General features: G+C 62.4%; 20 protein-coding genes and 3 pseudogenes. 14 read left to right on the top strand and 9 right to left on the bottom strand.

What is annotated here, in order from left to right:
* Positions 1-6 precede the first annotated feature (6 nt).
* Positions 7-810 carry an alpha/beta fold hydrolase gene (locus HNP60_RS13475; RefSeq protein ID WP_184154643.1) on the top strand — a complete coding sequence of 268 codons (804 nt, stop codon included), beginning with the start codon at positions 7-9 and terminating at the stop codon, positions 808-810.
* Here the strand turns inward: HNP60_RS13475 and HNP60_RS13470 are convergent.
* Positions 795-1,214 (bottom strand): MarR family winged helix-turn-helix transcriptional regulator, encoded by a 420-nt coding sequence (locus HNP60_RS13470; RefSeq protein WP_260394886.1) that lies wholly within the window; start codon positions 1,212-1,214, stop codon positions 795-797. The genes HNP60_RS13475 and HNP60_RS13470 overlap by 16 nt on opposite strands.
* A gap of 214 nt (positions 1,215-1,428) precedes the next feature.
* Between HNP60_RS13470 and HNP60_RS13465 the strand changes: the two genes are divergently transcribed.
* The 3 genes and pseudogenes from HNP60_RS13465 to HNP60_RS20025 all read left to right on the top strand — a co-directional run.
* Positions 1,429-1,977, top strand: coding sequence for a DUF3237 domain-containing protein (locus HNP60_RS13465; RefSeq protein WP_014077041.1), 549 nt, complete (start codon positions 1,429-1,431; stop codon positions 1,975-1,977).
* A complete protein-coding gene (locus HNP60_RS13460; RefSeq protein ID WP_184154637.1) occupies positions 1,977-2,429 on the top strand; it encodes a DUF3237 family protein in 453 nt (150 codons plus the stop codon). Before HNP60_RS13465 ends, HNP60_RS13460 begins: the two co-directional genes overlap by 1 nt.
* Before the next feature lie 17 nt (positions 2,430-2,446).
* A pseudogene (locus HNP60_RS20025) lies at positions 2,447-2,896 on the top strand (transposase family protein); the annotation flags it as partial.
* 27 nt (positions 2,897-2,923) lie between these two features.
* On the opposite strand, the gene HNP60_RS13455 reads toward HNP60_RS20025, so the two are convergent.
* The 4 genes from HNP60_RS13455 to HNP60_RS13440 form a co-directional block, all read right to left on the bottom strand.
* Positions 2,924-3,304 (bottom strand): DUF779 domain-containing protein, encoded by a 381-nt coding sequence (locus HNP60_RS13455; RefSeq protein WP_184154634.1) that lies wholly within the window; start codon positions 3,302-3,304, stop codon positions 2,924-2,926.
* 11 nt (positions 3,305-3,315) lie between these two features.
* Positions 3,316-4,347 (bottom strand): alcohol dehydrogenase AdhP, encoded by a 1,032-nt coding sequence (adhP, locus tag HNP60_RS13450; protein WP_184154631.1) that lies wholly within the window; start codon positions 4,345-4,347, stop codon positions 3,316-3,318.
* Positions 4,348-4,413: 66 nt separating this feature from the next.
* Entirely contained in the window at positions 4,414-5,940 is a 1,527-nt protein-coding gene (gene adh, locus HNP60_RS13445; protein WP_184154628.1) for an aldehyde dehydrogenase, read from the bottom strand.
* Positions 5,941-6,090: 150 nt separating this feature from the next.
* Entirely contained in the window at positions 6,091-6,852 is a 762-nt protein-coding gene (locus HNP60_RS13440; protein WP_260395053.1) for a GAF domain-containing protein, read from the bottom strand.
* A 601-nt stretch (positions 6,853-7,453) separates the two neighbouring features.
* Between HNP60_RS13440 and HNP60_RS13435 the strand changes: the two genes are divergently transcribed.
* The 7 genes and pseudogenes from HNP60_RS13435 to HNP60_RS13405 all read left to right on the top strand — a co-directional run bounded on the left by HNP60_RS13435 (position 7,454) and on the right by HNP60_RS13405 (position 17,279).
* The gene (locus HNP60_RS13435) at positions 7,454-8,413 is read left to right on the top strand and encodes an ArsR/SmtB family transcription factor (RefSeq protein ID WP_184154622.1); all 960 of its coding nucleotides are present in this window, start codon (positions 7,454-7,456) and stop codon (positions 8,411-8,413) included.
* Positions 8,414-8,466: 53 nt separating this feature from the next.
* Positions 8,467-9,453, top strand: a complete 987-nt coding sequence (locus HNP60_RS13430; RefSeq protein WP_184154619.1) for a DUF1852 domain-containing protein — start codon at positions 8,467-8,469, stop codon at positions 9,451-9,453.
* Positions 9,454-9,468: 15 nt separating this feature from the next.
* The gene (locus HNP60_RS13425) at positions 9,469-10,500 is read left to right on the top strand and encodes a methionine synthase (protein ID WP_184154616.1); all 1,032 of its coding nucleotides are present in this window, start codon (positions 9,469-9,471) and stop codon (positions 10,498-10,500) included.
* A 10-nt stretch (positions 10,501-10,510) separates the two neighbouring features.
* A pseudogene (locus HNP60_RS13420) lies at positions 10,511-10,609 on the top strand (IS5 family transposase); the annotation flags it as partial.
* A gap of 483 nt (positions 10,610-11,092) precedes the next feature.
* Complete coding sequence (locus tag HNP60_RS13415) at positions 11,093-13,672, top strand: TonB-dependent receptor domain-containing protein (RefSeq protein ID WP_338056721.1); 2,580 nt, start codon at positions 11,093-11,095, stop codon at positions 13,670-13,672.
* A 26-nt stretch (positions 13,673-13,698) separates the two neighbouring features.
* Entirely contained in the window at positions 13,699-15,723 is a 2,025-nt protein-coding gene (locus tag HNP60_RS13410) for a S9 family peptidase (RefSeq protein WP_184154610.1), read from the top strand.
* Positions 15,724-15,740: 17 nt separating this feature from the next.
* Positions 15,741-17,279 carry an amidase gene (locus tag HNP60_RS13405; RefSeq protein WP_184154608.1) on the top strand — a complete coding sequence of 513 codons (1,539 nt, stop codon included), beginning with the start codon at positions 15,741-15,743 and terminating at the stop codon, positions 17,277-17,279.
* A gap of 15 nt (positions 17,280-17,294) precedes the next feature.
* Here HNP60_RS13405 and HNP60_RS13400 read toward each other — a convergent pair whose 3' ends face one another.
* Positions 17,295-17,984 carry an FMN-binding negative transcriptional regulator gene (locus tag HNP60_RS13400; protein WP_260394885.1) on the bottom strand — a complete coding sequence of 230 codons (690 nt, stop codon included), beginning with the start codon at positions 17,982-17,984 and terminating at the stop codon, positions 17,295-17,297.
* A 65-nt stretch (positions 17,985-18,049) separates the two neighbouring features.
* Here HNP60_RS13400 and pdxR point away from each other — a divergent pair, with 65 nt between their 5' ends.
* Complete coding sequence (gene pdxR / locus HNP60_RS13395; protein ID WP_338056758.1) at positions 18,050-19,462, top strand: MocR-like pyridoxine biosynthesis transcription factor PdxR; 1,413 nt, start codon at positions 18,050-18,052, stop codon at positions 19,460-19,462.
* 6 nt (positions 19,463-19,468) lie between these two features.
* Here pdxR and HNP60_RS13390 read toward each other — a convergent pair whose 3' ends face one another.
* Positions 19,469-20,515 carry an ornithine cyclodeaminase gene (locus HNP60_RS13390; RefSeq protein WP_184154602.1) on the bottom strand — a complete coding sequence of 349 codons (1,047 nt, stop codon included), beginning with the start codon at positions 20,513-20,515 and terminating at the stop codon, positions 19,469-19,471.
* A 133-nt stretch (positions 20,516-20,648) separates the two neighbouring features.
* On the opposite strand from HNP60_RS13390, the gene HNP60_RS13385 reads away from it, so the two are divergent.
* A complete protein-coding gene (locus tag HNP60_RS13385; RefSeq protein ID WP_221414691.1) occupies positions 20,649-21,095 on the top strand; it encodes an Lrp/AsnC family transcriptional regulator in 447 nt (148 codons plus the stop codon).
* 127 nt (positions 21,096-21,222) lie between these two features.
* On the opposite strand, the pseudogene HNP60_RS13380 reads toward HNP60_RS13385, so the two are convergent.
* Positions 21,223-21,982 (bottom strand): annotated as a pseudogene (locus HNP60_RS13380) (IS5 family transposase).
* A gap of 94 nt (positions 21,983-22,076) precedes the next feature.
* Positions 22,077-22,811, bottom strand: a complete 735-nt coding sequence (locus HNP60_RS13375; protein ID WP_184154599.1) for a 3-oxoacyl-ACP reductase family protein — start codon at positions 22,809-22,811, stop codon at positions 22,077-22,079.
* 130 nt (positions 22,812-22,941) lie between these two features.
* Between HNP60_RS13375 and HNP60_RS13370 the strand changes: the two genes are divergently transcribed.
* Positions 22,942-23,253, top strand: a complete 312-nt coding sequence (locus tag HNP60_RS13370) for an ArsR/SmtB family transcription factor (RefSeq protein ID WP_184154596.1) — start codon at positions 22,942-22,944, stop codon at positions 23,251-23,253.
* Positions 23,254-23,341: the final 88 nt, after the last annotated feature.

The raw sequence follows: 23,341 nt of genomic DNA, 5'->3' as shown, positions 1-23,341 counted from the left end.
CGATCAATGCCCTTCATCGCCAGTGGCGATTGCCGCCTCAATGTTCTCGTCGAAGGTCCGCCGGATGGCGTCCCCGTCATACTGTCCCACCATATCGGCGGCGATATTGCCTGCTTTGATGCCCAGATGCCCGCGCTCGCCGGGCGGCGCGTCGTGCGCTTCGATACACGCGGGCAGGGGGCGAGCGAGGCTCCGGAGGGCGACTATTCCGTCGCGCTCCTCGGGAGCGACGTCCTCGCGATCATGGACGCCCTCGGCATCGCGCGCGCCGATTTCATCGGCGTTTCGCAGGGCGGCATGACGGGCATGTGGCTGGCTGCGCATCATCCCGAGCGCATTGGCCGTCTGGTGCTCGCCAATACGACGCCCTTCATCCCGAACAAGCAGATGTGGGACGATCTCGCCGCGCGGGCGCGCGCCGAAGGTATGGCGGACATCGCCCGCACGACCATCGAGAGCTGGTTGAGCGAGGGCTTTCGCGCCGGACGGAAAGATGCCGTGGAGAGGCTCGTGGCGGCCATGGCCGGGATGCCGGTCGCGGGTTATGCGGGCAACGCAAGCGCCCTGCGCGATGTCGATCTGCGTGACGCTCTGCCATCGATTTCCGCGCCGACCCTCGTCATCGGCGGAGCGGAAGACGGCCCGCGCGGCGCCGCGCTGCCACTCATCACGCAGAGCGTGCGGAACGGCCGCAGCGTCGTCCTGCCGAACGCGGCGCATCTCAGCAATGTCGAAAATCCGCAGGCCTTCAATGCCGCGATGATCGAACATCTGGGCGATGGCCTGGCCGCCGATCAGGCGCCGCAATAGAGCTTCAGCAACCTCAGAAACTCGGCGACAGACCCATGCCCCATGCGCTCTTCGATCCTGGCCTGGATCGCCTCGTGCCGCGCCACCAGCGCCTCGCAGAACTCCTCGCCGCGCGGGGTGAGCCGCAGGTGCCGGACGCGGCGGTCCTTGGTGCTCAGAGTCCGGCGGATATAGCCCCGCGCCGTCAGGCTATCGAGCAGGGGAACGAAATTATTGGGGGCAATGCCGACCATGCTTCCTGCCGCCGAAGTCGGACAACCCGGATTGTGGCGAACGACCATCAGAATGGCATATTGTGCCGCGTTGATTTCCATGTCGCCAAATGTCTCGGCGAACAGCGCATCGGCAACGCCCGTCGCACGCCTGATCTGGAAGCCCACGGCGTTGCTGAGTTCCGCCGGCAAGGTGACATCGCCACGATGGACCGCGCTCAGTCGGCTGGCTCGCGCAGGCCGCTGGCTATTTCCAACAGCGCGAGTTTCGGTCGGTTTGGCGCCACTCATGGACGCCTGAATGAGCGGTTGAGCGCCGCATGTCCAGTGGTGCCTCCCGCAAAATTTCCGGTCCGGCAACGGATCAATACAGTGCCGCTCCAACCCTCGAGAGGAAGGTCATGACATGAGCGATCCGCAGATATCTCCGCCCCTTTCGCCCATCGAAACGATGAGTGGCGTCTCCTATCGCTGGGCCTTCTCCGTCAGCGTGTTCTTCCGCGAGCGCATCATGATCGAGGCGCCCTTCCGGCGTGCCTTCGTGCCGACGATTGGCGGCGATATCTGGGGGCCGCGTCTGCAGGGCAAGGTCGTGCCTTATGGCGGTGCGGACTTTGGCGGCGGCGGTGGTCCGCTGGACGCGCACTACATGTTCGAGGCGAACGATGGGCACCAGATCTACATCAACAATCGCGGCTATATGCGCCGGGTCGACTGGGATCCGGCGACTGCGCTCGACCGGGGGCTGCCACCGCGGGAAGCTGGCGCGCCGATCAATCAGGACTTCGTCGCGCCACCAGACAAGGACGTGCCGCTCAGAATGAGGACCTCGCCCTTTTTCGATGCGCCTAAGGATAGCCCGCATGACTGGCTGAATCACAGCTTGATCATCGGCCACGGGCTGCGCAGGACCGATCCCGATCGGACCGTCTTCACCTATTACGAGGTGTTGTAATGACTGAGTTGTCCATTGCGCTCGATCGTGAGCCACAGTTCATTGCCAAAATCGGTTTCGCGCCCGCCTTCGAGGTCCGCCTGGAGTTCGAGCCCGTGCGCATTGAGCAGACCCCGCATGGCGAGCGCCGCATGCGCAAGATCGTCGGGGGCGCCATATCGGGCAAGATCGAGGGCGCAGTCTATCCGAGCGGCGGAGGCGACTACTCGCTCAAACGGACCGACGGCGTAACCGATCTCAACACGCACATCGTCCTGCGCGACAAGAAAGGTGAATGGCTCTATATTCGTAACATCGGCTACGCGCGCCTCGATGGGTACCAGCGCGTCACGAGCTGGATGGATGTCGATGTGCGCAGCGACCATAATTGGGTGCTCGGCCTGTTTTTCGTCGGCGTGATAGAGGAGCCGAACGACGCTTCTGCGCTGATAAGATTTTTCGAAGTGCTTTAGGCGTCTGCTCCCGCAATATGGTGGTACGATTGATCATCATGGGCAGCGCCCCAACGACAGACAGTCCGTCGAGCGATACGGCATAGTGAAGAGGGCGTGAGAGCACTGGCCGATCGGTATGGGATCAGCTCGACGACGGTACAGAAGTGGCGCAAGCGGACCCATTTCAGCGAACCGCCGATGAGGGCCAGGGCCACTCATTTCACCGTCCTCACGCCCGAGGAAGAGGCGATGGCCGTGGCGTTCCGCCGCTGCACGCTGTTGCCCCTGGAGGATTGCCTCTGTGCATTGCAACCATCGCTTCCGCACCTGACGCGATTCTCGCTACATCGCTGCCTGCAACGCCACGGCATCGGTCGTCTGCCGCGCTGGAAAGCGCGGCAGACGCTTGGAAGAAGCGCTTCAGGGCTCATCCGATCGACTACTTTCACATCGACATCGCCCGGGTGCAGGCGGCCGAGGGGCGTTGGGATTTTTGAAAGTTGCCGCTCACGTCAGAGGTTGTCGCGCAACCATGCCTGTTCCGCGTCATCGAATACCCGACCGCGCGTCAGGAACCGCTTTTCGCGTCCGTTATCCAGACTGAACATGCCGCCCCGCCCGGCCACGACATCGAGGATCAACTGCGTGTGCGCCCACGCAGCGCCCTGCGCACGGCCAATATAGACGGGTGCACCTCCGGCTTCGCCAAGCAATATGTCTCCGTCCCCGATGCGGAACTCGCCCGCCGGATAGCACATTGGCGACGAGCCGTCGCAGCATCCGCCCGACTGGTGGAACAGCAAGGGGCCGTGTTCGGCACGGATTTCGGCGATCAGGTCGAGCGCCGCCGGGGTGGCGACGACGCGCTGCACCTTTTTCAACCCGTCGGACATGGCTGAACTCCTCAGCTCGCGATTTCCAGCACGATTCGCCCGTCGATCTGGCCCTTGTGCATGCGATCGAAGACGGTGTTGATGTCTTCCAGCTTTGCGGTCTCGATGGTCGCCTTGACTTTGCCTTCCGCCGCGAAGTCGATGCTTTCCTGCAGGTCCAGCCGGGTGCCGACAATGGAACCGCGCACCGTGATGCCGTTCAGCACCATGCCGAAAATGTCGAGCGGGAAGGTGCCCGGCGGAAGCCCATTGAGGGCCACCGTGCCGCCACGCGCGACGACGCCGACCGCCTGCTCGAACGCCTTGGGACTGACCGCCGTGACCAGCACACCGTTCACGCCGCCTCCGGTGGCCTTCTTGATGATGGTGGCAGGGTCTTCATGGCGGGCGTGGACCGTCAGGTCCGCGCCCAGCTTGCGGGCCAGTGCGAGCTTGCGGTCGTCAATGTCGATGGCGGCGACGTTCAGGCCCATCGCCTTGGCATATTGCACCGCCATATGGCCGAGGCCACCAATGCCGGAAATGGCGACATAATCGCCCGGCTTGGTGTCCGTCATCTTGAGGCCCTTATAGACCGTCACACCGGCACAGAGCACCGGAGCCAGCTCGTTGAAGCTCAGATTGGCGGGGAGGTGACCGACATAATTGGGATCGGCGATCACATAGTCTGCAAAACCGCCATTGACCGAATAGCCGGTGTTCTGCTGCGCCTCGCACAGCGTCTCCCAGCCGCCCAGGCAATGCACACAGTGACCGCAAGCGGAGTAAAGCCAGGGCACGCCGACCCGGTCGCCTTCCTTCACATGCTTGACGCCCGCACCTACAGCGGAAACGAAGCCCACGCCCTCATGTCCGGGGATGAAGGGCGGATTGGGCTTGACCGGCCAGTCGCCCTCGGCGGCATGGAGATCGGTGTGGCACACGCCCGAGGCCTGGATTGCGACCTGGATCTGGCCGGGGCCGACTTGCGGGATCGGCACTTCGTCGATGATGAGAGGCTTGCCGAATTCACGGACGACCGCTGCTTTCATGGTCTTGGCCATTGCTTTTCTCCTAAGATCGAGGGGCCCGCGCGCCGGAAGAGGAGGGGCGCGCGGGCAGGGGGGCGTTCAGAAGAAGCCGAGCTTCCTGGGGCTGTAGCTGACCAGCATATTCTTGGTCTGCTGATAGTGATCGAGCATCATCTTGTGATTCTCGCGTCCGATGCCGGACTGCTTGTAGCCACCGAAGGCCGCATGAGCGGGATAGGCATGGTAGCAGTTGGTCCAGACGCGCCCGGCCTGTATGGCGCGGCCGAAGCGATAGCAGGTGTTGGCTTCGCGGCTCCACACGCCGGCGCCAAGGCCGTAAAGCGTGTCGTTGGCGATCTCCAGCGCTTGGGCCTCATCCTTGAAAGTGGTGACCGACAGGACCGGGCCGAAGATCTCCTCCTGGAAGATCCGCATCTTGTTGTGGCCTCTGAAGACCGTCGGCTGGACATAGTAGCCGCCCGACAGCTCGCCGCCCAGATCCGCCGCCCCGCCGCCGATCAGCAGTTCGGCGCCTTCCTGCTTGCCGATATCGATATAGGAGAGGATCTTCTCGCGTTGTTCCGATGATGCCTGCGCCCCAATCATCGTGGCCGGATCGAGCGGGCTACCCTGCACGATGGCGGCCACCCTTTTCAGGGCTTTTTCCATGAAGCGGTCGTAGATCTTTTCATGGATCAGCGCGCGGCTGGGGCAGGTGCACACCTCGCCCTGATTGAGCGCGAACATGACGAAGCCCTCGATTGCCTTGTCGAGATAGTCATCATCCTCGCGCACGACATCCTCGAAGAAGATGTTGGGCGACTTGCCGCCCAGTTCCAGCGTCACCGGGATGAGGTTCTCGCTGGCATACTGCATGATGAGGCGGCCGGTCGTTGTCTCGCCGGTGAACGCGATCTTTGAAATCCGCGGTGAGGTGGCCAGCGGCTTGCCCGCTTCAAGCCCGAAGCCGTTGACGATGTTGAGCACGCCGGGCGGCAGCAGGTCGCCTACCAGATCGATCCACACCATGATGGAGGCCGGGGTCTGTTCGGCCGGCTTCAGCACGATGCAATTGCCTGCGGCGAGCGCGGGCGCCATTTTCCAGGCGGCCATCAGCAATGGGAAATTCCACGGAATGATCTGGCCGACCACGCCCAGCGGCTCATGGAAATGATAAGCGACCATGTCATGATCGATCTCGCCAAGGGAACCCTCCTGTGCGCGGATGGCGCCGGCGAAATAGCGGAAATGATCGATGGCGAGCGGGAGATCGGCGGCCATGGTCTCGCGGATCGGCTTGCCATTGTCCCATGTCTCGGCCGTGGCGAGCTTTTCGAGATTGGCCTCCATCCGGTCCGCGATGCGGTTGAGGATCAGCGCGCGTTCCGTGACGGAGGTCTGGCCCCATGCATCTTTGGCGGCATGCGCGGCATCGAGCGCGGCAGCGATATCTTCGGCTTGCGATCGGGCGATTTCGCCCACCGGGTTGCCGGTGACCGGCGAGACATTCTCGAAATAGCGCCCCGCTTTGGGAGCGACCCATTGACCGCCGATGAAATTGTCATAGCGCGCCGCGAATGGCGACTTGAGTCTCGTGATTGGTCGATCCTGAACGATGGAGGCCATTGTGCCTGATCCTCTTCCTTTGCTGGTAAGGCGCCGTTGGGAGGGCGTCTGTCAGCAAAGCTAGGAGCGCCCCAGCGACAGGAAAGAGGGGTGGGGCCTGAGGCGAGCGGCTTCTGTCTCGCTAGCGAGACAGGTCAAGCCAACAATCTGTCAATGCGTCAGCCCGGCCCGTGCCATCCGCCGATACAGGGTTGCCCGGCCGATGCCGAGCAAGCGTGCGGCTTTGCTGGCATTACCATCGGCTTGCGCCAATGCCTGGCGAAGCACCGCCCGGTCGGCATCCTCGAATGAGGGCGGGGCGCCTTCTCCAAGCAGCTGAGCAAGCACGCGCGGCGCAGCCAGAGCGGCGTCGTTCAGCCCCAGCCGCAGTCGGGCCGCCCGGCTGGCACCGATCACCAGGTCGTCGCGATCGACGGCCAGCAGCGCGGTGCCTGCGACGGTATCGTCGGACAGGAATATGATGCGGTTCCCTTCGAAATGGCGGCAGAAATAATCACGCTCGATCTTGCGCGCTGCGTCACGGACCAGCGCAGCAATCATCTCGGCCATTGCCGGGCCATGGTCATCACGACAGGTCGACACATCGAGCGCGCCCACAAGCCGCCCGTGCGGATCGTGAACAGGGGCATCCATGCAACTGATGCCGACATTACGGCTGGCGAAATGCTGATTGCGATGGATGATGACCGGCTTGTCTTCGAAGAGGCAGGTGCCGATACCATTGGTCCCTTCCTCGGCTTCGCCCCACATCGCGCCCTCGACGAGACCCGCGGCAGCGAAGCCCTTTGCATCGCCATCGCCCGCACGGCGCTCCAGGATGACGCCGCGCGCGTCGCTCAGGATCACTGCACAGCCCGACCGCCCAACCGACCGAAACATATGATCGAGGACTGGCGCGGCAACCGCCAGCATGCCCTCATGCTCAGCCCTTAGCGCTGACAATGCACCGCTGGCGATCCGCTCACGCTGATCACGCCGCTCGGGATCAAGCCCGTGATTCAGAACAGACCGGCACCATGAGGCCGCAATCGCAGACACGCCTGCGCTGCTTGGCGACCGTACGGCTTCCAGAACCGCCTCGCCATGACGCGCGCTGGCCTTGCTCATGCCGCCCTCCATCGTTGGAAAAATCGCGGGACGTTCCACGAAAACTAATCACAGGAGCTGGCGTTGTCGAGAAGCGAAACGGCAGGTGGCGCCTTGCCGCTTTTCCTGATCGATTGCCCGGTCTCGTTTGACGCTGGTGCCGTCAGGCAGGTGGGGTCGCGCCACGATAGCCGACCGTTTTTATCGCCTCTGGTCCCGGACCTGGCTGTAACGCTGCAGCGCTCCGAATGAGCGCCTGATGCTGCCTCATTGTAGCGTGCTTCGCGCTACCTTGGTTTCTGGGCCTGAGACCCGGGTTTTGAGCTTCTGAGGCTGTCAGGTTCGTTCACGCCTCCGGGTTGTGCGCATCAGCGTGCCGGAGAGAAGTGCGTTGACGATATATTCCTATATTGGCATATAGACATGTATGAATCGAGATGTCCTCATGCTCCAGGCTCTGGCGGATCCTGTCCGCATCAGAATCCTCTATCTGCTTCAGGAGATGGAGCTGTCCGTGGGAGAACTCGCTCACACGCTCGCTCAGGGGCAGCCCACGGTTTCCAAGCACCTCAAAATGCTGATCGACTGCGGTCTGGTTGGCCGGCGCAAGGAGGGAAACTGGGTTTTCCTCAGGCTTGGCGCGGCTTCGCTCGTCGACCCTGTCTTCGCATTGCTCGATCGCTGGGCGGAGGTGCATGGCCGAAATCCCTGGCTTGCGGCAGATGCGACCCGGCTCAAAGCGATCAACGCGGATCGCTCAGCCGAAGCGGCCGCCTATTTTGCTGCGCACGCCGCGGAGTGGGACCGGCTCCGCGCGCTCCATGTTCCTACAGAGGATGTCGACGAGGCGATCCTGCTGGCAATCGGTGATCATCATGTGGGCACGCTTGTCGATATCGGAACCGGGACCGGCACGATGGTTCATCTTCTTGCTGGTCGTGCTGACTCCATGATCGGCATCGACCGATCACCCGAGATGCTGCGCTTTGGCCGGGCGAAGCTGTTGCAGGCGGGCGTCACCAATGCCGAGCTGCGCCAAGGCGACATGAACGCCCTCGATCTGCCTTCCGGCTCGGCGGATACGGTCGTCCTCCACCAGGTCCTGCACTATGCGCAGCGGCCGGCCGCGGTCATCGCCGAATCCGCACGGATTCTGAAGCCGACCGGGAAGCTGATCGTCATCGACGTCGCGCCGCATGATCGCGAGGAACTGCGCCGCGAACATGCCCATGCGCGGCTCGGTTTTGGAGATGATGAGGTTCTCGACTTCATGAAGGCGGCGACTCTGAAGGGCAGGGTGGTCGACCATCTCGCCGGCGGCACGCTTACCGTGACGATCTGGTCGGCAGAGCCTCGCTCCGCCCATCTGCGGGCCGTTCCAGCATGACCTTCCATGTCCCCTTCAGCCAGAGCCCATCCCAGAAACCAGGATATTCGGCCATGACCCACAGCGCCTTTGCATTCTCCATACAGCGCACGCCCTTCAACGAGGATTATCGCCCTGCCGAAAATACGCGTGTGACCACCAATTTCGCCAATCTGGCAAGGGGGGAGGGTCGTCAGGAGAATTTGCGCAACACCCTGCGGATGATCGACAACCGGTTCAATTCCCTTGCGCATTGGGACAATCCCACAGGCGATCGCTATTCGGTCGAGCTTGAGATCATCACGGTCGAGATCGATATCAGCGCCTCCGGAAGCAAAGATTTCTTCCCGCTGATCGAGATTCTTCACACAACGATCGTCGACAAAAGGACCGGCGAGCGCATCGACGGGATCGTCGGGAACAACTTCTCATCCTATGTCCGGGACTATGATTTCAGTGTGCTCCTGCTGGAACACAGCAAGAAGCACGCGAATTCCGGTCCGCCGGAGGGGTTCGGCGACCTGCATGGAAACTTGTTCAAGCTGTTCCTGAGTTCAGAGGCTTACAGGGACAATTTCAGAAAGCTGCCGGTCATCTGCCTGAGCGTGTCGAGCAGCAAGACCTACTATCGCACCGGAAACGAGCATCCCTTGCTGGGTTTGGAATATCGGAACGACGAATTTTCTGCGACGGATGATTACTTCGCGAAGATGGGCATGAAGGTTCGCTATTTCATGCCCAGACACAGTGTCGCGCCTTTCGCCCTCTATCATATCAGCGATTTGCTTAGCGATTACACCAATCTCGAGCTTGCCAGCACGATCAGCACGATGGAAACTTTCCAGAAAATCTATCGTCCGGAGATATACAACGCCAACTCCGTGGCGGCGGAGATGTATAAGCCGAGCCTCAAATATCAGGACTATTCGCTCACTCGAATCAATTATGATCGGGAAGAGCGTAGCAGGCTGGCGGTCGAGCAAGGCAAGTTTGCTCAGGAGCACTTCATCAAACCATATCAGGCCATTCTGGACAGACTGTGCGCTAATCTGGCTGCTTAACAAGGTCATCCATGTATGAAAGCACTATTGCCGACTTCGACGGCTGGCAGCTTGCCAAAGCCCTCCTGGCTTGCGCAGCCCGAGACACTTTGGTCCCCCTGGAGATTGCAGGACGACGAATTGGTCGAAGGCAAGCAGGATGCGTTGCGCCTGTCGCTGGCAGATCAGCTTGAGGCGGGCATCGATATTGTCAGCGATGGCGAGCAGACGCGCCAGCATTTCGTCACGACCTTCATCGAGCAACTCAGCGGCGTTGATTTCGAGAAACGCGAGACTGTTCGGATTCGCGATCGCTATGATGCGAGCGTCCCGACAGTCGTGGGCACCGTCGAGCGCCCGAAGCCGGTCTTTGTCGAGGACGCGAAGTTTCTGCGTCAGCAGACTGATCGGCCGATCAAATGGGCGCTGCCGGGCCCCATGACCATGATCGATACGCTGTACGATGACCATTATAAAAGCCGTGAGAAACTGGCCCAGGAATTCGCCAAGCTCCTTAATCAGGAAGCCAGAGAACTGGAGGCAGCTGGCATCGACATCATTCAGTTCGACGAACCCGCATTCAACGTCTTCTTCGATGAGGTGAACGATTGGGGAGTCGCCACGTTGGAAAAGGCGATGGAAGGGCTTCGATGCGAAACTGCCGTACACATCTGCTATGGGTACGGCATCAAGGCCAACACTGATTGGAAGAAGAGCCTGGGCTTGGAGTGGCGGCAATATGAGGAAGCCTTCCCCAAACTGCAGAAATCCAGGATCGATATCATCTCCCTGGAGTGCCACAATTCTCGTGTGCCGCTGGACTTGATCGAACTCATTCGAGGCAAAAAAGTCATGGTGGGAGCCATTGATGTGGCAACCGACACCATAGAGACGCCGGAGGACGTCGCCGATACCCTGCGGAAGGCCCTCCAATTTGTCGATGCCGACAAGCTTTATCCTTCGACCAACTGCGGCATGGCGCCTCTTTCCCGTCGCGTGGCAAGGGGCAAGCTCAACGCTCTGAGCGCTGGCGCGGGCATTGTCCGAAAAGAACTCGCGGCCTCCTAAGTTACGGCTCCGCGTGAAGGACTGGCGGCGGGTCGCCACTCGCTACGACAGGTGTCCCACTGCCTTCTTCTCTGCCATCGCCCTCGCTGCCACCGTCATCTTCTGGCTTGATCAACGGGTCCTGACCATAGCCCGGCAGGTCGTCGATGGTTGCCGCGCGCAGGAAGGGCGACGCAGTCGGGTAAGAGCCCTCTGAGCCACCGGCGCCCCTCTTGCCATTGGACCCTCGGCACAAGGAAAAATTGGATGTTTAATTGGCGCCCTCGATCGCCAACCAACTGCGGCTGCAACTTACTGGAATTGACGATTTGGCTGACATCGTTGTCGAATTGTATCGCGTTTCCGTCATTGATTGTAATCAACTTACATTGAAATGACGAAAGTCACACTATTAGAACCTTGTTGGTGACGGTCTGACTGGGCGGGTGTGGTCTTTCGAGCAGCCGATCGGTGAGCAGAGGGGGATTGAATGTTAAAGAATGCATTGCGGACGCCGGGTAGGGTTAAGCTGCTGGGTGGATGCTCGCTCGCCTTGCTAATGGGCTTGGTGCCCGCGTCGGCCATGGCCCAATCGGCTTCGACTGATGAGGCAGTGCAAAGCGCTCGCGCTGCCGACATCGTCGTCACCGGTTCGCGCGTCGATCGTCCGGGCTATGAATCGCCTACGCCGCTGCTGCGCGTTACGCAGGAGGAATTGCAAGTGGTTCCTCGCGCCAATGTGGGGGCGGCGCTGGCCGATCTACCGCAGTTCAAGGCTGCGGAATCGCCGGTGACGTCCAGCTCCAATGTCGGGGCGGGGCGGTTTCCCATCAACATCCGTGGACTGGGCGACAAGCGGTCTTTGCTGCTGCTTGACGGCCGGCGGCTGGTCAGTTCGGACTTGAATACGGTGCCGTCGATCATGATCGACAAGGTCGATGTCGTGACCGGCGGCGCATCTGCGGCGTGGGGCTCCGATGCGGTCGGCGGCGTGGTCAATTTACTCACCGATGGGCGCTATGAAGGCTTGCGTCTGGGTGCGGAATCCGGCGTCTCATCGCGCGGCGATGCACAGCAATATCAGTTTCAGGGCAAGTTCGGCACCAGCTTCGCCGATGGTCGCGGGCATGTCGTGATCGGCGCGGAATATGTAGATAATAGTGGCATCCCGCGCCGCATCGACCGTGAGAACACGGGTCGCTGGTCGACTAACGGAAACGTCGCGCTGACGCCTGATGTCGGCTATTCGACGCGCCTCCGCGGCGGCTATATCAATTCGGGCGTCCTGCGCGGTCTGGGCTTCAACCCGGACGGCAGTTTGCGGACACCCAATCTCGGCACGGTCATCGGTAGCAGTATGATTGGGGGCGAAGGGCCGTCGAACGACGACCAGGGCGTGCTGATCGTGCCGCAGCGCCGCTATGCGGTGATGGGCAAGGCATCGTTCGACCTGGCGGACAATGTGAAGCTGAGCGCGGACCTGCGCTATTCCCGCTATTACAACAGCTACGCCTGGTTCGGCAGCCACAGCGACAATCTGACGATCCGCAACGACAATGCGTTTCTGCGGCAGGAGATCAAGACCCAGCTTGCCGCCGCGAACGAGACAAGCTTCCTGCTCTCTCGCTTCAACGGCGATTTCGCGTTCGCCAACCTCGACGTTGATCGGCGCAACATCCAGGGGTCGATCGCGCTCGACGGCAGTTTTGGAGGCGGCGACTGGCGCTACACCGCCTTTTACAGCCATGGGCAGTACCGAAACAACCTGCGCGCGCCGGGCTTCCTGATCACGCAAAACTTCGCCAATGCGGTCGACGCGGTAATCAACCCCGCGACCAATCAGCCGGTGTGCCGCATCGCGCTGACCAACCCCGGCAGCGCCTGCGTGCCGATCAACCTCTTCGGTGTCGGTGCGCCCAGCCAGGCTGCGATCGATTACGTCACCGGCACCCCGCGGAGCGACATTCTCGACAAGCTCGACACGTATGGCGTCACGTTGCGTGGTGAGCCGTTCGAGCTGCCTGCCGGCCCGGTGTCGATCGCGATCGGTGCAGAGGGGCGTAATGTCTCGACCCGCGCCACGATCGGCGAGCTCGATGCGGCTGCCGCCTATAGCACATTCTATTTTACCGGCTTTTCCGGCAATACCGACGTCAAGGAAGCGTTCGGCGAGGTCGTGGTGCCGGTCGTTCGCGATTTGCCGCTGCTGCGCAAGCTGGAGCTGAACGGTGCGGCGCGCGTGTCGGATTACAGCCTTACCGGTTCGCTCTGGTCGTGGAAGCTCGGCCTTACAAACGAATTCCTTCCCGGCGTGATCGGTCGTGTCGCCCGGTCGCGCGACATTCGCGCGCCGAACCTGGCCGAGTTGTTCACCGCGCGCACGGTCTCGTTCTCGGGCATCGTCGACCCACGCAATCCGCAGCTCGGCACCTCGAGCACGCTGATCTATGGCGGCGGCAGCACGATCCTGCGGCCCGAACTGGCCGATACCTGGACGGCCGGTATCACCGCCGCGCCTGTGCGGGGGCTGACCGCCTCGATCGACTATTTCAATATCTCGGTCGAGGATGTGATCACCACGCTTGGCGCGCAGAATATCGTCAATCGCTGCCAGGCGGGGAATGCGGACTTGTGCCGGTTCATCGACCGTAACGCCGCCGGCGTGATCCAGAGCATCACTTCCGCGCAGCTCAACCTGTCCCGGCTCAAAACGGACGGGGTCGATGTCGAGATCGGCTATATCCGGTCGCTCAACGATGCAGCCAATGGCCGTTTCCAGCTGCGGCTCGTCGGCACGTGGGTCAACAGCTTCACGGTCAATGACGGTATCACCAAGATCGAATATGTCGGGACGCAGGGATACGCCTTCGCCGAAGGGACGCCGCGCATTCGCGTCAACGCCACGGTCGGCTATGCCAGCGACGGCTTCAGCGGGCTGGTCCGTGCGCGCTACATCTCGTCGGGCTATTGGGACCGCACGCGCACCACGCTTCGAGACAACGCTATCCCCGCCTTCACCTATGTTGATCTGCAGCTGAGCCAGAAGGTGCGGATCGGGGAGAGCAGGGCGTTCGAAATCTATGGCAGCGTGACCAATCTGTTCGACAAGGATCCGCCAAAACATTCGACCTTCACGCCCTATTATGACGTGATCGGCCGCTATCTCTCGGTTGGCGCGCGTCTGGCGCTGTGATGCGGGCCGGCCGGGCATACTCCTGGATGATCGGCGTCTGCCTGGCCGTCGCCATGGGTGCCGCCGGTCCAGCGGTATCCGTCGATCGGGTCACAGCTCGAACCGTCGCTCGAGTCATTACGCCGGCTGACATCGCCGATCTGACAGACCTTGCCGATGCGGAGATTTCGCCGGACGGCCGGCACCTGCTCTATGTCACGCGACCCGGGATCGGCCAGCGCGACAGCCATTCGGCAATCTGGATCGTGCCGACCGATGGTAGCGCACCGGCCCGGCCCTTGACTGTCAGCGCGTCGCTTGACGACGCTCCGCAATGGTCGCCCGACGGGCGCACGATCGCCTTTCTGTCCAACCGCCCGCAACCGGGCGTCCGTGAGGAGGCAGACCGCAATCTCCGCCCAGCCACGTTCGGCCCGGATCAGCCCATCGCTGGCGAGCCGACACGGCAGTTATGGACGATCTCGCTGTCAGGCGGGGAGGCGCAGCCGCTGACGGCGATCGGCCGGGACATCCGCAGTTTCCGCTGGTCGCCCGATGGGCACAGCATCGCATTGCTCGCGCCGGATCCATTGACGGCACAGGTGCGCGCCGATCGTGCCGCGAAGCGCGACTGGGTTGAGGCCGATGTCCCGCGCGAGTTCAACCGTGTCTGGATCCTCGACCTTGCTTCGCGCGGCCTGCGCCGCATCGCGGTTCCCGATCGGGATGCCAGCGATCTCAGTTGGTCGCCCGACGGCAAGCAGCTTGCATTGCGCGTCGCGGCGACGGCCGGTCTCAATGACTTCTTCTACCGATCGGACTTGGTGTTGGTCGACGCCGCCAGCGGAACGGTCGAACGCACCGTGTTCAAGGGCGTCTATGGCACCGCGAGTTGGTCTCCCGATGGACGGCGGATCGTCTTCATCGCGCCGGACCAGGGCAATATCGGTATTCGCGGTTTCGTGGCGGATGTCGCGACCGGTGCCACGCGGGAAGTGGGGGCAACGTTCGATGGTACGCTCAAGCGACTGGACTGGTCGCGTGTGAACGGGACCATACTGGCACGGACCATCGTCCACGACCGCACGATCGTGTCCCGGATCGATGTCGCGACCGGCCGCTTTAGCCCATTGATCGATTTCGATGGTCATATCCGCGACTATTCCGTCGCCGACGATGGTACGATCGCGTTCGTCGGCAGTCAGGTCGATCGCCCGGCCGACGCCTGGATCTCTCGCCGGGGCAAGCTGCGCCGGCTGACCGATATCAATCCGCAGATGCGCAACTGGCGCCTTGCAAAGGTCGAAAAGGTCCGCTGGTCCAGCAGTCGTGACGGCAAGCCGATCTATGGCCTATTATTCACGCCGCCGGATGCGAAGCCGGACGTGCCGATCAAGACGGTGGTGCAGCCCCATGGTGGACCGCAGGGCGTATGGACGGCGTCGTGGCAGGGCAGCTGGACTGACTGGGCGCAGATCCTCGCCGCGCGCGGCTATGCCGTGCTGCTGCCGAACCCGCGCGGTTCGGAAGGGCAGGGCAGCGCGTTCAGCCGCGGTGTGAAAGATGGTTGGGGCATTGCCGACTATCAGGATATCGTCGACGGCATCGACATGCTGATCGCGCGCAAGGTGACCGATCCGGCACGGATCGGCATCGGGGGATGGAGCTATGGCGGGTTCATGTCCGCCTATGCGATCACGCACGATACGCGCTTCAAGACGGCGATCGTCGGGGCCGGCGTCACCGATCTGTTCAACCTGTCGCTGGGGACGGACACGCCGGACTGGTTCGCCGGCTATTATGGCCTGTCGCCGGCCAGTATTGCGAAAATGGACGCGGTCTCGCCGCTTCGCGCGATCGACCGGGCGCAGGGGCCGGTGCTGGTGCTGCACGGTCAGGAAGATCGACGGGTGCCGCTGACCCAGGGACTGGCTTTCTATCAGGGGCTGCGATTGCAGGGCAAGGAAGCGCGAATGGTGAGCTACCCGCGAGAGCCGCACTGGATCCGCGAGCGCGAACATCAGCTCGACGTCCAGCGGCGCGTGCTGGACTGGTTTGACGAACATCTTTGACGACGGACAACCGAAACATGACGATCAAGACACCCGTTTTCGAACTGACCCGTCGCGAGATGCTGGCGGCAGCCCCGGCGCTTGCGGCCGCAGCGCCTGCGCTCGCGACCGGGAAGGATGCCGACATGCTCGAGATGAGCGCCGTGTCGCTCGCCGCGTCGCTGCGGCGCAGGGATCTGTCGGCGCGCGAATTGATGCTCGCGCATTGGGCTCGGGTCGATGCGCTCAATCCACGCTTCACGGCGATCGTCTCGCGTATTGATCGCGATGCGGCGCTGAAGCAGGCGGCGAAGGCGGATGAGGACGCCGTCGCCGGTCGCTTTCATGGCATCCTGCATGGCTTCCCCCATGCGGTAAAGGACACGGCGCCGACGAAAGGGATTGCCAGCACGCAAGGCTCGCCGCTGTTGCGCAACAACATTCCGACCACGGATTCGCTCGTGGTCGCACGGATGCGGGATGCCGGCGCGATCTTCGTGGGCAAGACCAACGTGCCCGAATTCGCGCTCGGTTCGCACTCGTACAATCCGCTGTTCGGCACGACGCGCAATGCCTTTGATCCGCGCAAGTCGGCGGGGGGCAGCACGGGGGGCGGTGCCGTGGCGCTCGCGCTGCGCATGGTGCCGCTGGCCGATGGCAGCGATTTCGGCGGCTCGCTGCGTAACCCGGCGGGCTGGAACAATGTTTTCGGCTTCCGCCCCTCATGGGGCAGGGTGCCCTCGATCCCGAACAGCGACTTGTTCTGGCAGAATTTCGCGACGTCGGGGCCGATGGCGCGCAGCGTCGCCGATGTGGCGCTGCTCATGTCGGTACAGGCGGGACCGGACCCCCGCGCGCCCTTCGCCCAAATGGACGATCCCGCGAACTTCGCCCAGCCGCTCGACCGCTCGTGGAAGGGCAGGCGTATCGGCTGGCTCGGCGATCTGGGCGGTGCGCTGGCCATGGAGCCGGGCGTGATGCAGACCTGTGTGAAGGCGCTGGCCGCCTTTCGCGCGATCGGCATGACCGTCGACGAAGCCGGGTTGTCCGAAAGCGCCGAAGCGATGTGGCGTACGGCTGTCACCCTGCGTCACTGGTCGGTGGGCGCGGATCTGCAGGGTTTTTACGACGATCCTGCCAAACGCGCGCAGCTCAAGCCGGAAGCGATCTGGGAGGTGGAGGGCGGCATGAAGCTGACCGGGCCGCAACTGGCAAAGGCGTCGGAGGGACGTACGCGTATCTACGAGGCTTTTCGTAAGGCTTTCGAAACCTTCGATTTTCTTGCCATGCCGACCGCTCAGGTGTTTCCCTTCGACATCGCGCAGCATTGGCCACGTGAAATTGCCGGGAAGACGATGGACTCCTATCATCGCTGGATGGAGGTGACCTTGCCGCCGACGATGGCGGGACTGCCGACGCTCGCCATACCGGCAGGATTCGGGGGGCGTGACGGCCTGCCGATGGGCATCCAGCTGATCGGACCACGCAATGCCGACCTTGCCGTGCTGCAACTGGGCCATGCCTATGAACAGGCGTCACCGTGGATCGCGCGGACCCGACCGTCCGCGCTGCGCTAGGCCCTATCGGCGCCCTCAGCGATTGTTGAGCCGCGCCATCCATTCGGTGACCTCCGGATCGGGCAGGCGAGCGATGATGTTGGCATAGACCTCGTCACGCTCATCCTGGCCGAACTTGAAGCGGCCGGCGATCTCGGTGACGGTGGCGCGAAAGCCGATGATCGCGCGCGCCATCGACGCATAGCGGTGTGCGATCGCCCCGCGAGTCCATGGGTCTGCCCGGCCCTGCTCCATCGCCGCCGCAAGGGTGTCGATCGCCTCGTCGGTCAGCGCTTCGTCCACGCGCACCTCGGCACGGATGCGCAGATTGGCGTAGTTCCACGTCGGAGCCCAGTCGCGCAGCCCGGCATGTTCGGGCGACACATAAGCGTTGGGGCCGTTGAACAAGATCAGCGCCGCGCGCTCGGCCTGAAGCCGTTCGCAAAGCGGATTACCGCGTGCCAGATGCCCGATCAGGGAAATCAGCCGGCCCGCCTCGTCATATTCGCCAATCAGCGGCAGCTGCGCAGCTTCCGGAGCTCCCGCCCTGACCGAACACACCCAAGCCAGCCGATGGTTGGCTATCAGCAACCGTACGTCGTCGGACGAGAAATCTGCGAATGAATCGCTCATTACCGTTTGGCCTTCAGAAGTGCTTGAGCGGAAAGCTTGGCCTTGCGCCTTGGTCCATTCAAGGGCCAAGATTGCGGCGTCATACAGGTCCAAGGATTTGCGTCGTGCTACGTCCGTTACCCATCACGCTGTCAGAAAGGATTTCGCCGGAAAAGGATGTGCCGTTGTACATTCAGGTGATCCGCGCGATCGTGCGCGACATCAAGTCGGGGCGATTGACGGCGGGTATGTACTTGCCCAGCAGCCGGCAGCTCGCGATGGAGCTCGGCGTCAATCGCAAGACCGTGGTGGTCGCGTATGAAGAGTTGATCGCGCAGGGCTGGCTCAGCACTGCAGGGACCAAGGGCACGATCGTCTCGCCGGTGTTTCCGGTCCCGCCCGGCGGTGATCGCAAGGATGGTTCGCGCGCCGGCCGTGATGTCGCACCCTATTATCGCGTCCTTCCCCCGCCCGATCGCTCGATTGCGCTGCCGGCAGGGGAAGGGTTGAAGCTGGACGAGGGCGCACCCGATGGGCGGCTGTTCCCGCCCGACGTACTTGCCCGCGCCTATCGTCGGGCGATCCACGGCGCGTCGGCGGAAAACCGGCTGCAATATCGCGACCCTCTGGGGTCGATGCGGTTGCGTCAGGCGATTGCGGACATGTTGCGCAACCAGCGCGCCCTGACCGTGACACCGGACGAGGTCTGCATCACCCGCGGCAGCCAGAACGCCTTGTTTCTAGCCACGCGCATCCTGCTCAAGCCCAGCGACACCGTGATCGTCGAGACGCTCACTCACGAACCCACGATTGCAGCGTTTCGCGCAGCCGGTGCGCGCATTGTCGTAGTGCCGCTCGACAAGGGCGGGATCGATGTCGACAGCATCGAGCGGGCGTGCCGCGAGCATCACGTCCGCGCACTATTCCTGACGCCGCATCATCAGTTCCCGACAACAGTCGCGCTCCGCCCCGAACGACGGCTGCGCGTGCTTGAGCTCGCCCAGCAATTCGGCTTCGCCGTGCTGGAAGACGACTATGATCACGAATTTCATTTCGCCTCGCAGCCGTTGCTGCCGATGGCCGCGTATGCGCCGGAGCATGTCCTGTATCTCGGTTCGCTGTCCAAGCTTTTGCTGCCGACCTTGCGCATCGGATATATCGTCGCGCCGCGTCAGGTCATGCCCGCGCTGGCGCACGCGATTTCGGTGGCCGACGGCATGGGCAATCGGCTGACGGAAGATGCTGCTGCCGATCTGATCGTCAGCGGCGAACTACAGCGCCACGCCCATAAGGTCCGCAAGATCTATGCCCAGCGCCGCAGCCAGTTCGCCGAACTGCTGACTGCTCGATTCGGGGACGACATCGCGTTCAGTCTACCCGACGGCGGTCTGGCGTTCTGGCTCCAGTTTCCAGGCGTGGATCTCGACGCGATGGAGGCGCGAGCGCAGGCGGCGGGGCTGCGCTTCGCCTCATCGCGATCCTTCATGGCAGGTGAAGATGCTTCACGCGGTCTGCGCATCGGCTTTGCCAGCCTCAATATGGCTGAGGCACGGCACGCGGTCGACGCACTGTACCTCGCGATGCGCGGCTGAACTAGGTCAGGCGGCGCGTTGCAGCATGCCGAACAGGTCGCGAGGATCGTCAGGATCAGCCAGCATATCGAGTTGATGAAAGAAATCGCTGCCATGAAGCTTGCCATGTATGTAGCGCAGCGCCGAGAAGTCCTCGATGGCGAAGCCGACGCTGTCGAATAGCGTGATCTGACGCGCATCGGTGCGCCCTGGCGCTTCGCCGCGCAGCACTCGCCAGAACTCGGTCACCGGATAATCCGCGGGCATCTGCTGGATCTCGCCTTCGATCCGCGTCTGCGGTTCGAACTCGACGAAAGTCGCAGCGCGACCCAGTATGTCTCGATGCAGTTCGGTCTTGCCGGGACAATCGCCGCCGATCGCGTTGATGTGGATGCCCGCACCGACCATGTTGTCGGTCAGGATCGTCGCATACGCCTTGTCCGCCGTGCAGGTTGTGATGATCTGCGCACCCTCGATCGCGGTCTGAGCGCTTTCGCACGAAACGACGGTCAACCCTCTGCCGCGAAGATTCGCCGCAGCTTTGCGCGTCGCGGCCGGATCGATATCGTACAGGCGAACTTCGCGCACGCCGATCACGGCCTTCATCGCCAACGCCTGGAACTCGGCCTGCGCGCCATTCCCGATCATCGCCATCGTCCGCGCCTCCTTCGGCGCGAGATGGCGGGCAACCATCGCCGATGTCGCGGCGGTGCGCAGTGCGGTTAGCAGGGTCATCTCGGACAGCATCAGCGGATAGCCGGTGTCCACCCGCGCCAGCAGTCCGAAGGCGGCGACCGTCTGAAACCCCTTTGCCGTATTGCTCGGATGGCCGTTCACATATTTGAAGCTGAAAACCTCACCATCTGACGTCGGCATTAATTCGATCACGCCGTCGTTCGAGTGTGAGGCCAGGCGCGGCGCCTTCTCGAACAAGTCCCAGCGCCGGTAGTCGGCTTCGATCTCGTCCGTGAGGTCCCGCAGGACTTGTTCGATGCCGTGATGGTGAACCAATCGCATCATGTTTTCGACGCTTACGAACGGAATGTAGGCGAGGGGGGACGCTGGCGGTGGCATTGATTAAACCTCTTGCGATGGAATGTCTTGGGCAGATTTGCCTCATCGCGGTAACGACGGAAATGGCAGCTCGACATCGAAACTGTCGTGCTTTTATACAATTTGCCCTGTATGATTGCGCAAGATGTCAAGGATGCCGATCATGCATATTGCCAAGTTCATTCCCGACGAACTCGATCGCCGCATCATCTCCCACCTGCGCGTCGATGGGCGGGCCTCACTGGCGAAACTGGCAGAAGCGCTGGGTGTGGCGCGCGGGACCGTTCAGAACAGGCTCGATCGCTTGATTGAGACCGGCACCCTGCTTGGTTTCACGGTGCGCGTCCGCGAAGACTATGAAGAGCAGGCGATCCGTGCCGTTATGCTCGTCGAGGTAATCGGCAAATCGACGACGCAGGTCATTAAGCGGCTGCGTGGCATCGCCGAGATCCGAACGCTGCATACCACGAACGGAAACTGGGATCTGGTCGCGGATATCCAAGTCGCAAACCTGTCGGAATTCGATCGCATTCTGCGGGAAGTGCGCATGATCGACGGCGTCGCCAACAGCGAAACGAGCTTGCTGCTCAGCACCGTGTAGTATCCGCTTCGCTCGCTCGAAAATCCATGGAAACTGTCGGGTGTCAAACTCGACGGAAAGAGGCCGGGCGGCGGTTTCGCGGTCGCCATGAGTTTAGCACTAACGCCCCCTCCGCTAGGGTCAGGACTCATTGATTGAGCCAGAAGAGGAAAGCGGCGGCGAACGAGATGGCTGACAGGAATGTGTGAGCGCATCGATCGCATCGAGTATGGATGCGCCGCCAGTCTTTGAGGCGGGCGAAGAGGTTCTCGATCTTGTGGCGTTGTCGATAGAGCCTGGCGTCGTAACTATGCTGGATACGGTGCTTGGGATGGGGCGGGATGCAAGGCGCGATGCCGCGTTCTTCCAATGTGTGTCGGAACGCTATGGAACTGTAGGCGCGGTCAGCGAGCAGTGCCGGGCGGGCGGCATATCCTGAGACATGCGCAGGGCGGTTGGGTGATCGCCCGCCTGGCCTTCGGTTAGGCGCACAAGCAAGGGCCGTCCATCACCGTCGCACACGACATGCAGCTTGGTCGTTAGTCCGCCTCGGCTGCGTCCGATAAATCGGGGTAGAGCCCCTTTTTGAGCAGACTGGCGGCGGTGCGGTGTGCCTTGAGATGGGTCGCATCGATCATCAATAGATCCGCGCTGCCGCCTTGCGCGGCCAGTTCCGCCAAAATGCGGTTGAATACACCCAGCCTGCTCCAGCGGATGAAGCGGTTGTATATTGCCTTGTGAGGTCCATAGGCGGATGGCGCGTCCCGCCAGCGCAGACCATTGCGGATCACGAACAAAATCCCGCTCAGCACTCGGCGATCATCGACCCGCGGTACACCATGCGACAATGGGAAATAGGGCTCAATTCGGCGCATCTGCGCCTCGCTCAACAACAAAAGATCGTCCATGGCGGCATTCTCCCGCCACCTTGAATCAACTTTCCCGATCCCGCGCAAGCAATTTAATAGGTCCTGACCCTAGGCGGAGGGGGCGATCCCGCAGCTAAGCCGACGCGCCGCCGTCGATATTGAGCGTAGTGCCGGTGATGTAGCTCGCATCGGGCCCGGCAAGGAACGAGACCGCACCGGCAATCTCCTCGACCCGGCCGTAGCGGCCGAGCGGAATGACGCCGATCATTTGTTGCGCGAACTCGCTGTCAGCGGGGTTCATGTCAGTGTCGATGGGCCCCGGTTGCACGGTGTTGACGAGGATGTTGCGCGAGGCGAGGTCCTTGGCCCAGCCGCGCGCCAGCGCCGCCACCGCCGCCTTGGTCGCGCTGTAGATCGAGGTCGCGGGGAACGCCATCTCGCCTGAGATGCTGCCGATCAGGATGATCCGTCCCCCATCGCGAAGGTGCGGCATTGCCGCGCGCGTGCCAACGTGCAGGCCCTTCACGTTGACCCCGAACTGACGATCGTAGGTCTCGTCGGTGTCGTCGGTGATGGTGGAGAATTCGGCGACGCCGGCATTGTGGACCAGGATGTCGATCCCGCCGAGCGCGGCCGCTGCCTGCTCGATGCCGGCGCGTTGCGAGTCGGGCTGGGACGCATCGGCCTGAAAGGCGAAGGCCGTACCGCCCGCGCGCTCGATCGCGGCCACGGTTTCATCCGCCGCCGCCTTGTTCCCTGCATAGGTGATCGCGACTGCCGCGCCATCGGCCGCGAGGCGCCTGGCGATCGCCGAACCGATACCGCGCGATCCGCCGGTAACGAGCGCCTTCTTGCCCTGAAGTGACATGTGAATTCTCCAAAATGATGCCCGCGATCACGGCGTCGTGCGCTGCCGGCAGGGAGCAAGATGGATCGCCGATCCAACAGTTCAATATTCCCGAACTATTAAATTTTCCATTTGGGCCTATATATTGCTCATGCCTCGCTTCACCCATCCTAGGCTGGAGGACGTCCCGCTCGAGCTGGCGCTCCACGCGCTCGCCGATCCCAACCGGCTGGCCATGGTCGCGCGCCTGGCCGGCACCGAACGGCTGAGCTGCACCGACGCGGCGCCTTGCGCCTCAATTCCCAAGAGCACGCTGTCGAATCATCTCAAGCTGCTGCGGGCTGCGGGGCTGGTCGAGACGACGCAGGCCGGGCGCGAGATGATCAACACGCTGCGTCGCAGCGAATTCGACCGGCGGTTTCCGGGGCTTTTGGACGCAGTACTCGCCAACCAGCCCGCCTAGTGCAAAGCACGGCTGCGGTACGACCATCGGTGAGATGCCGTTGGCGCGCAGCTCATAATTTTCGGTCTCAGCTCTGTTCGATCATGAA

The sequence above is a fragment of the Sphingobium lignivorans genome (genome assembly GCF_014203955.1).
GTDB lineage: Bacteria > Pseudomonadota > Alphaproteobacteria > Sphingomonadales > Sphingomonadaceae > Sphingobium > Sphingobium lignivorans.
The sequence above is the reverse complement of the archived record's forward strand: the minus strand, read 5'-3'. Positions and strand labels throughout refer to the sequence as shown.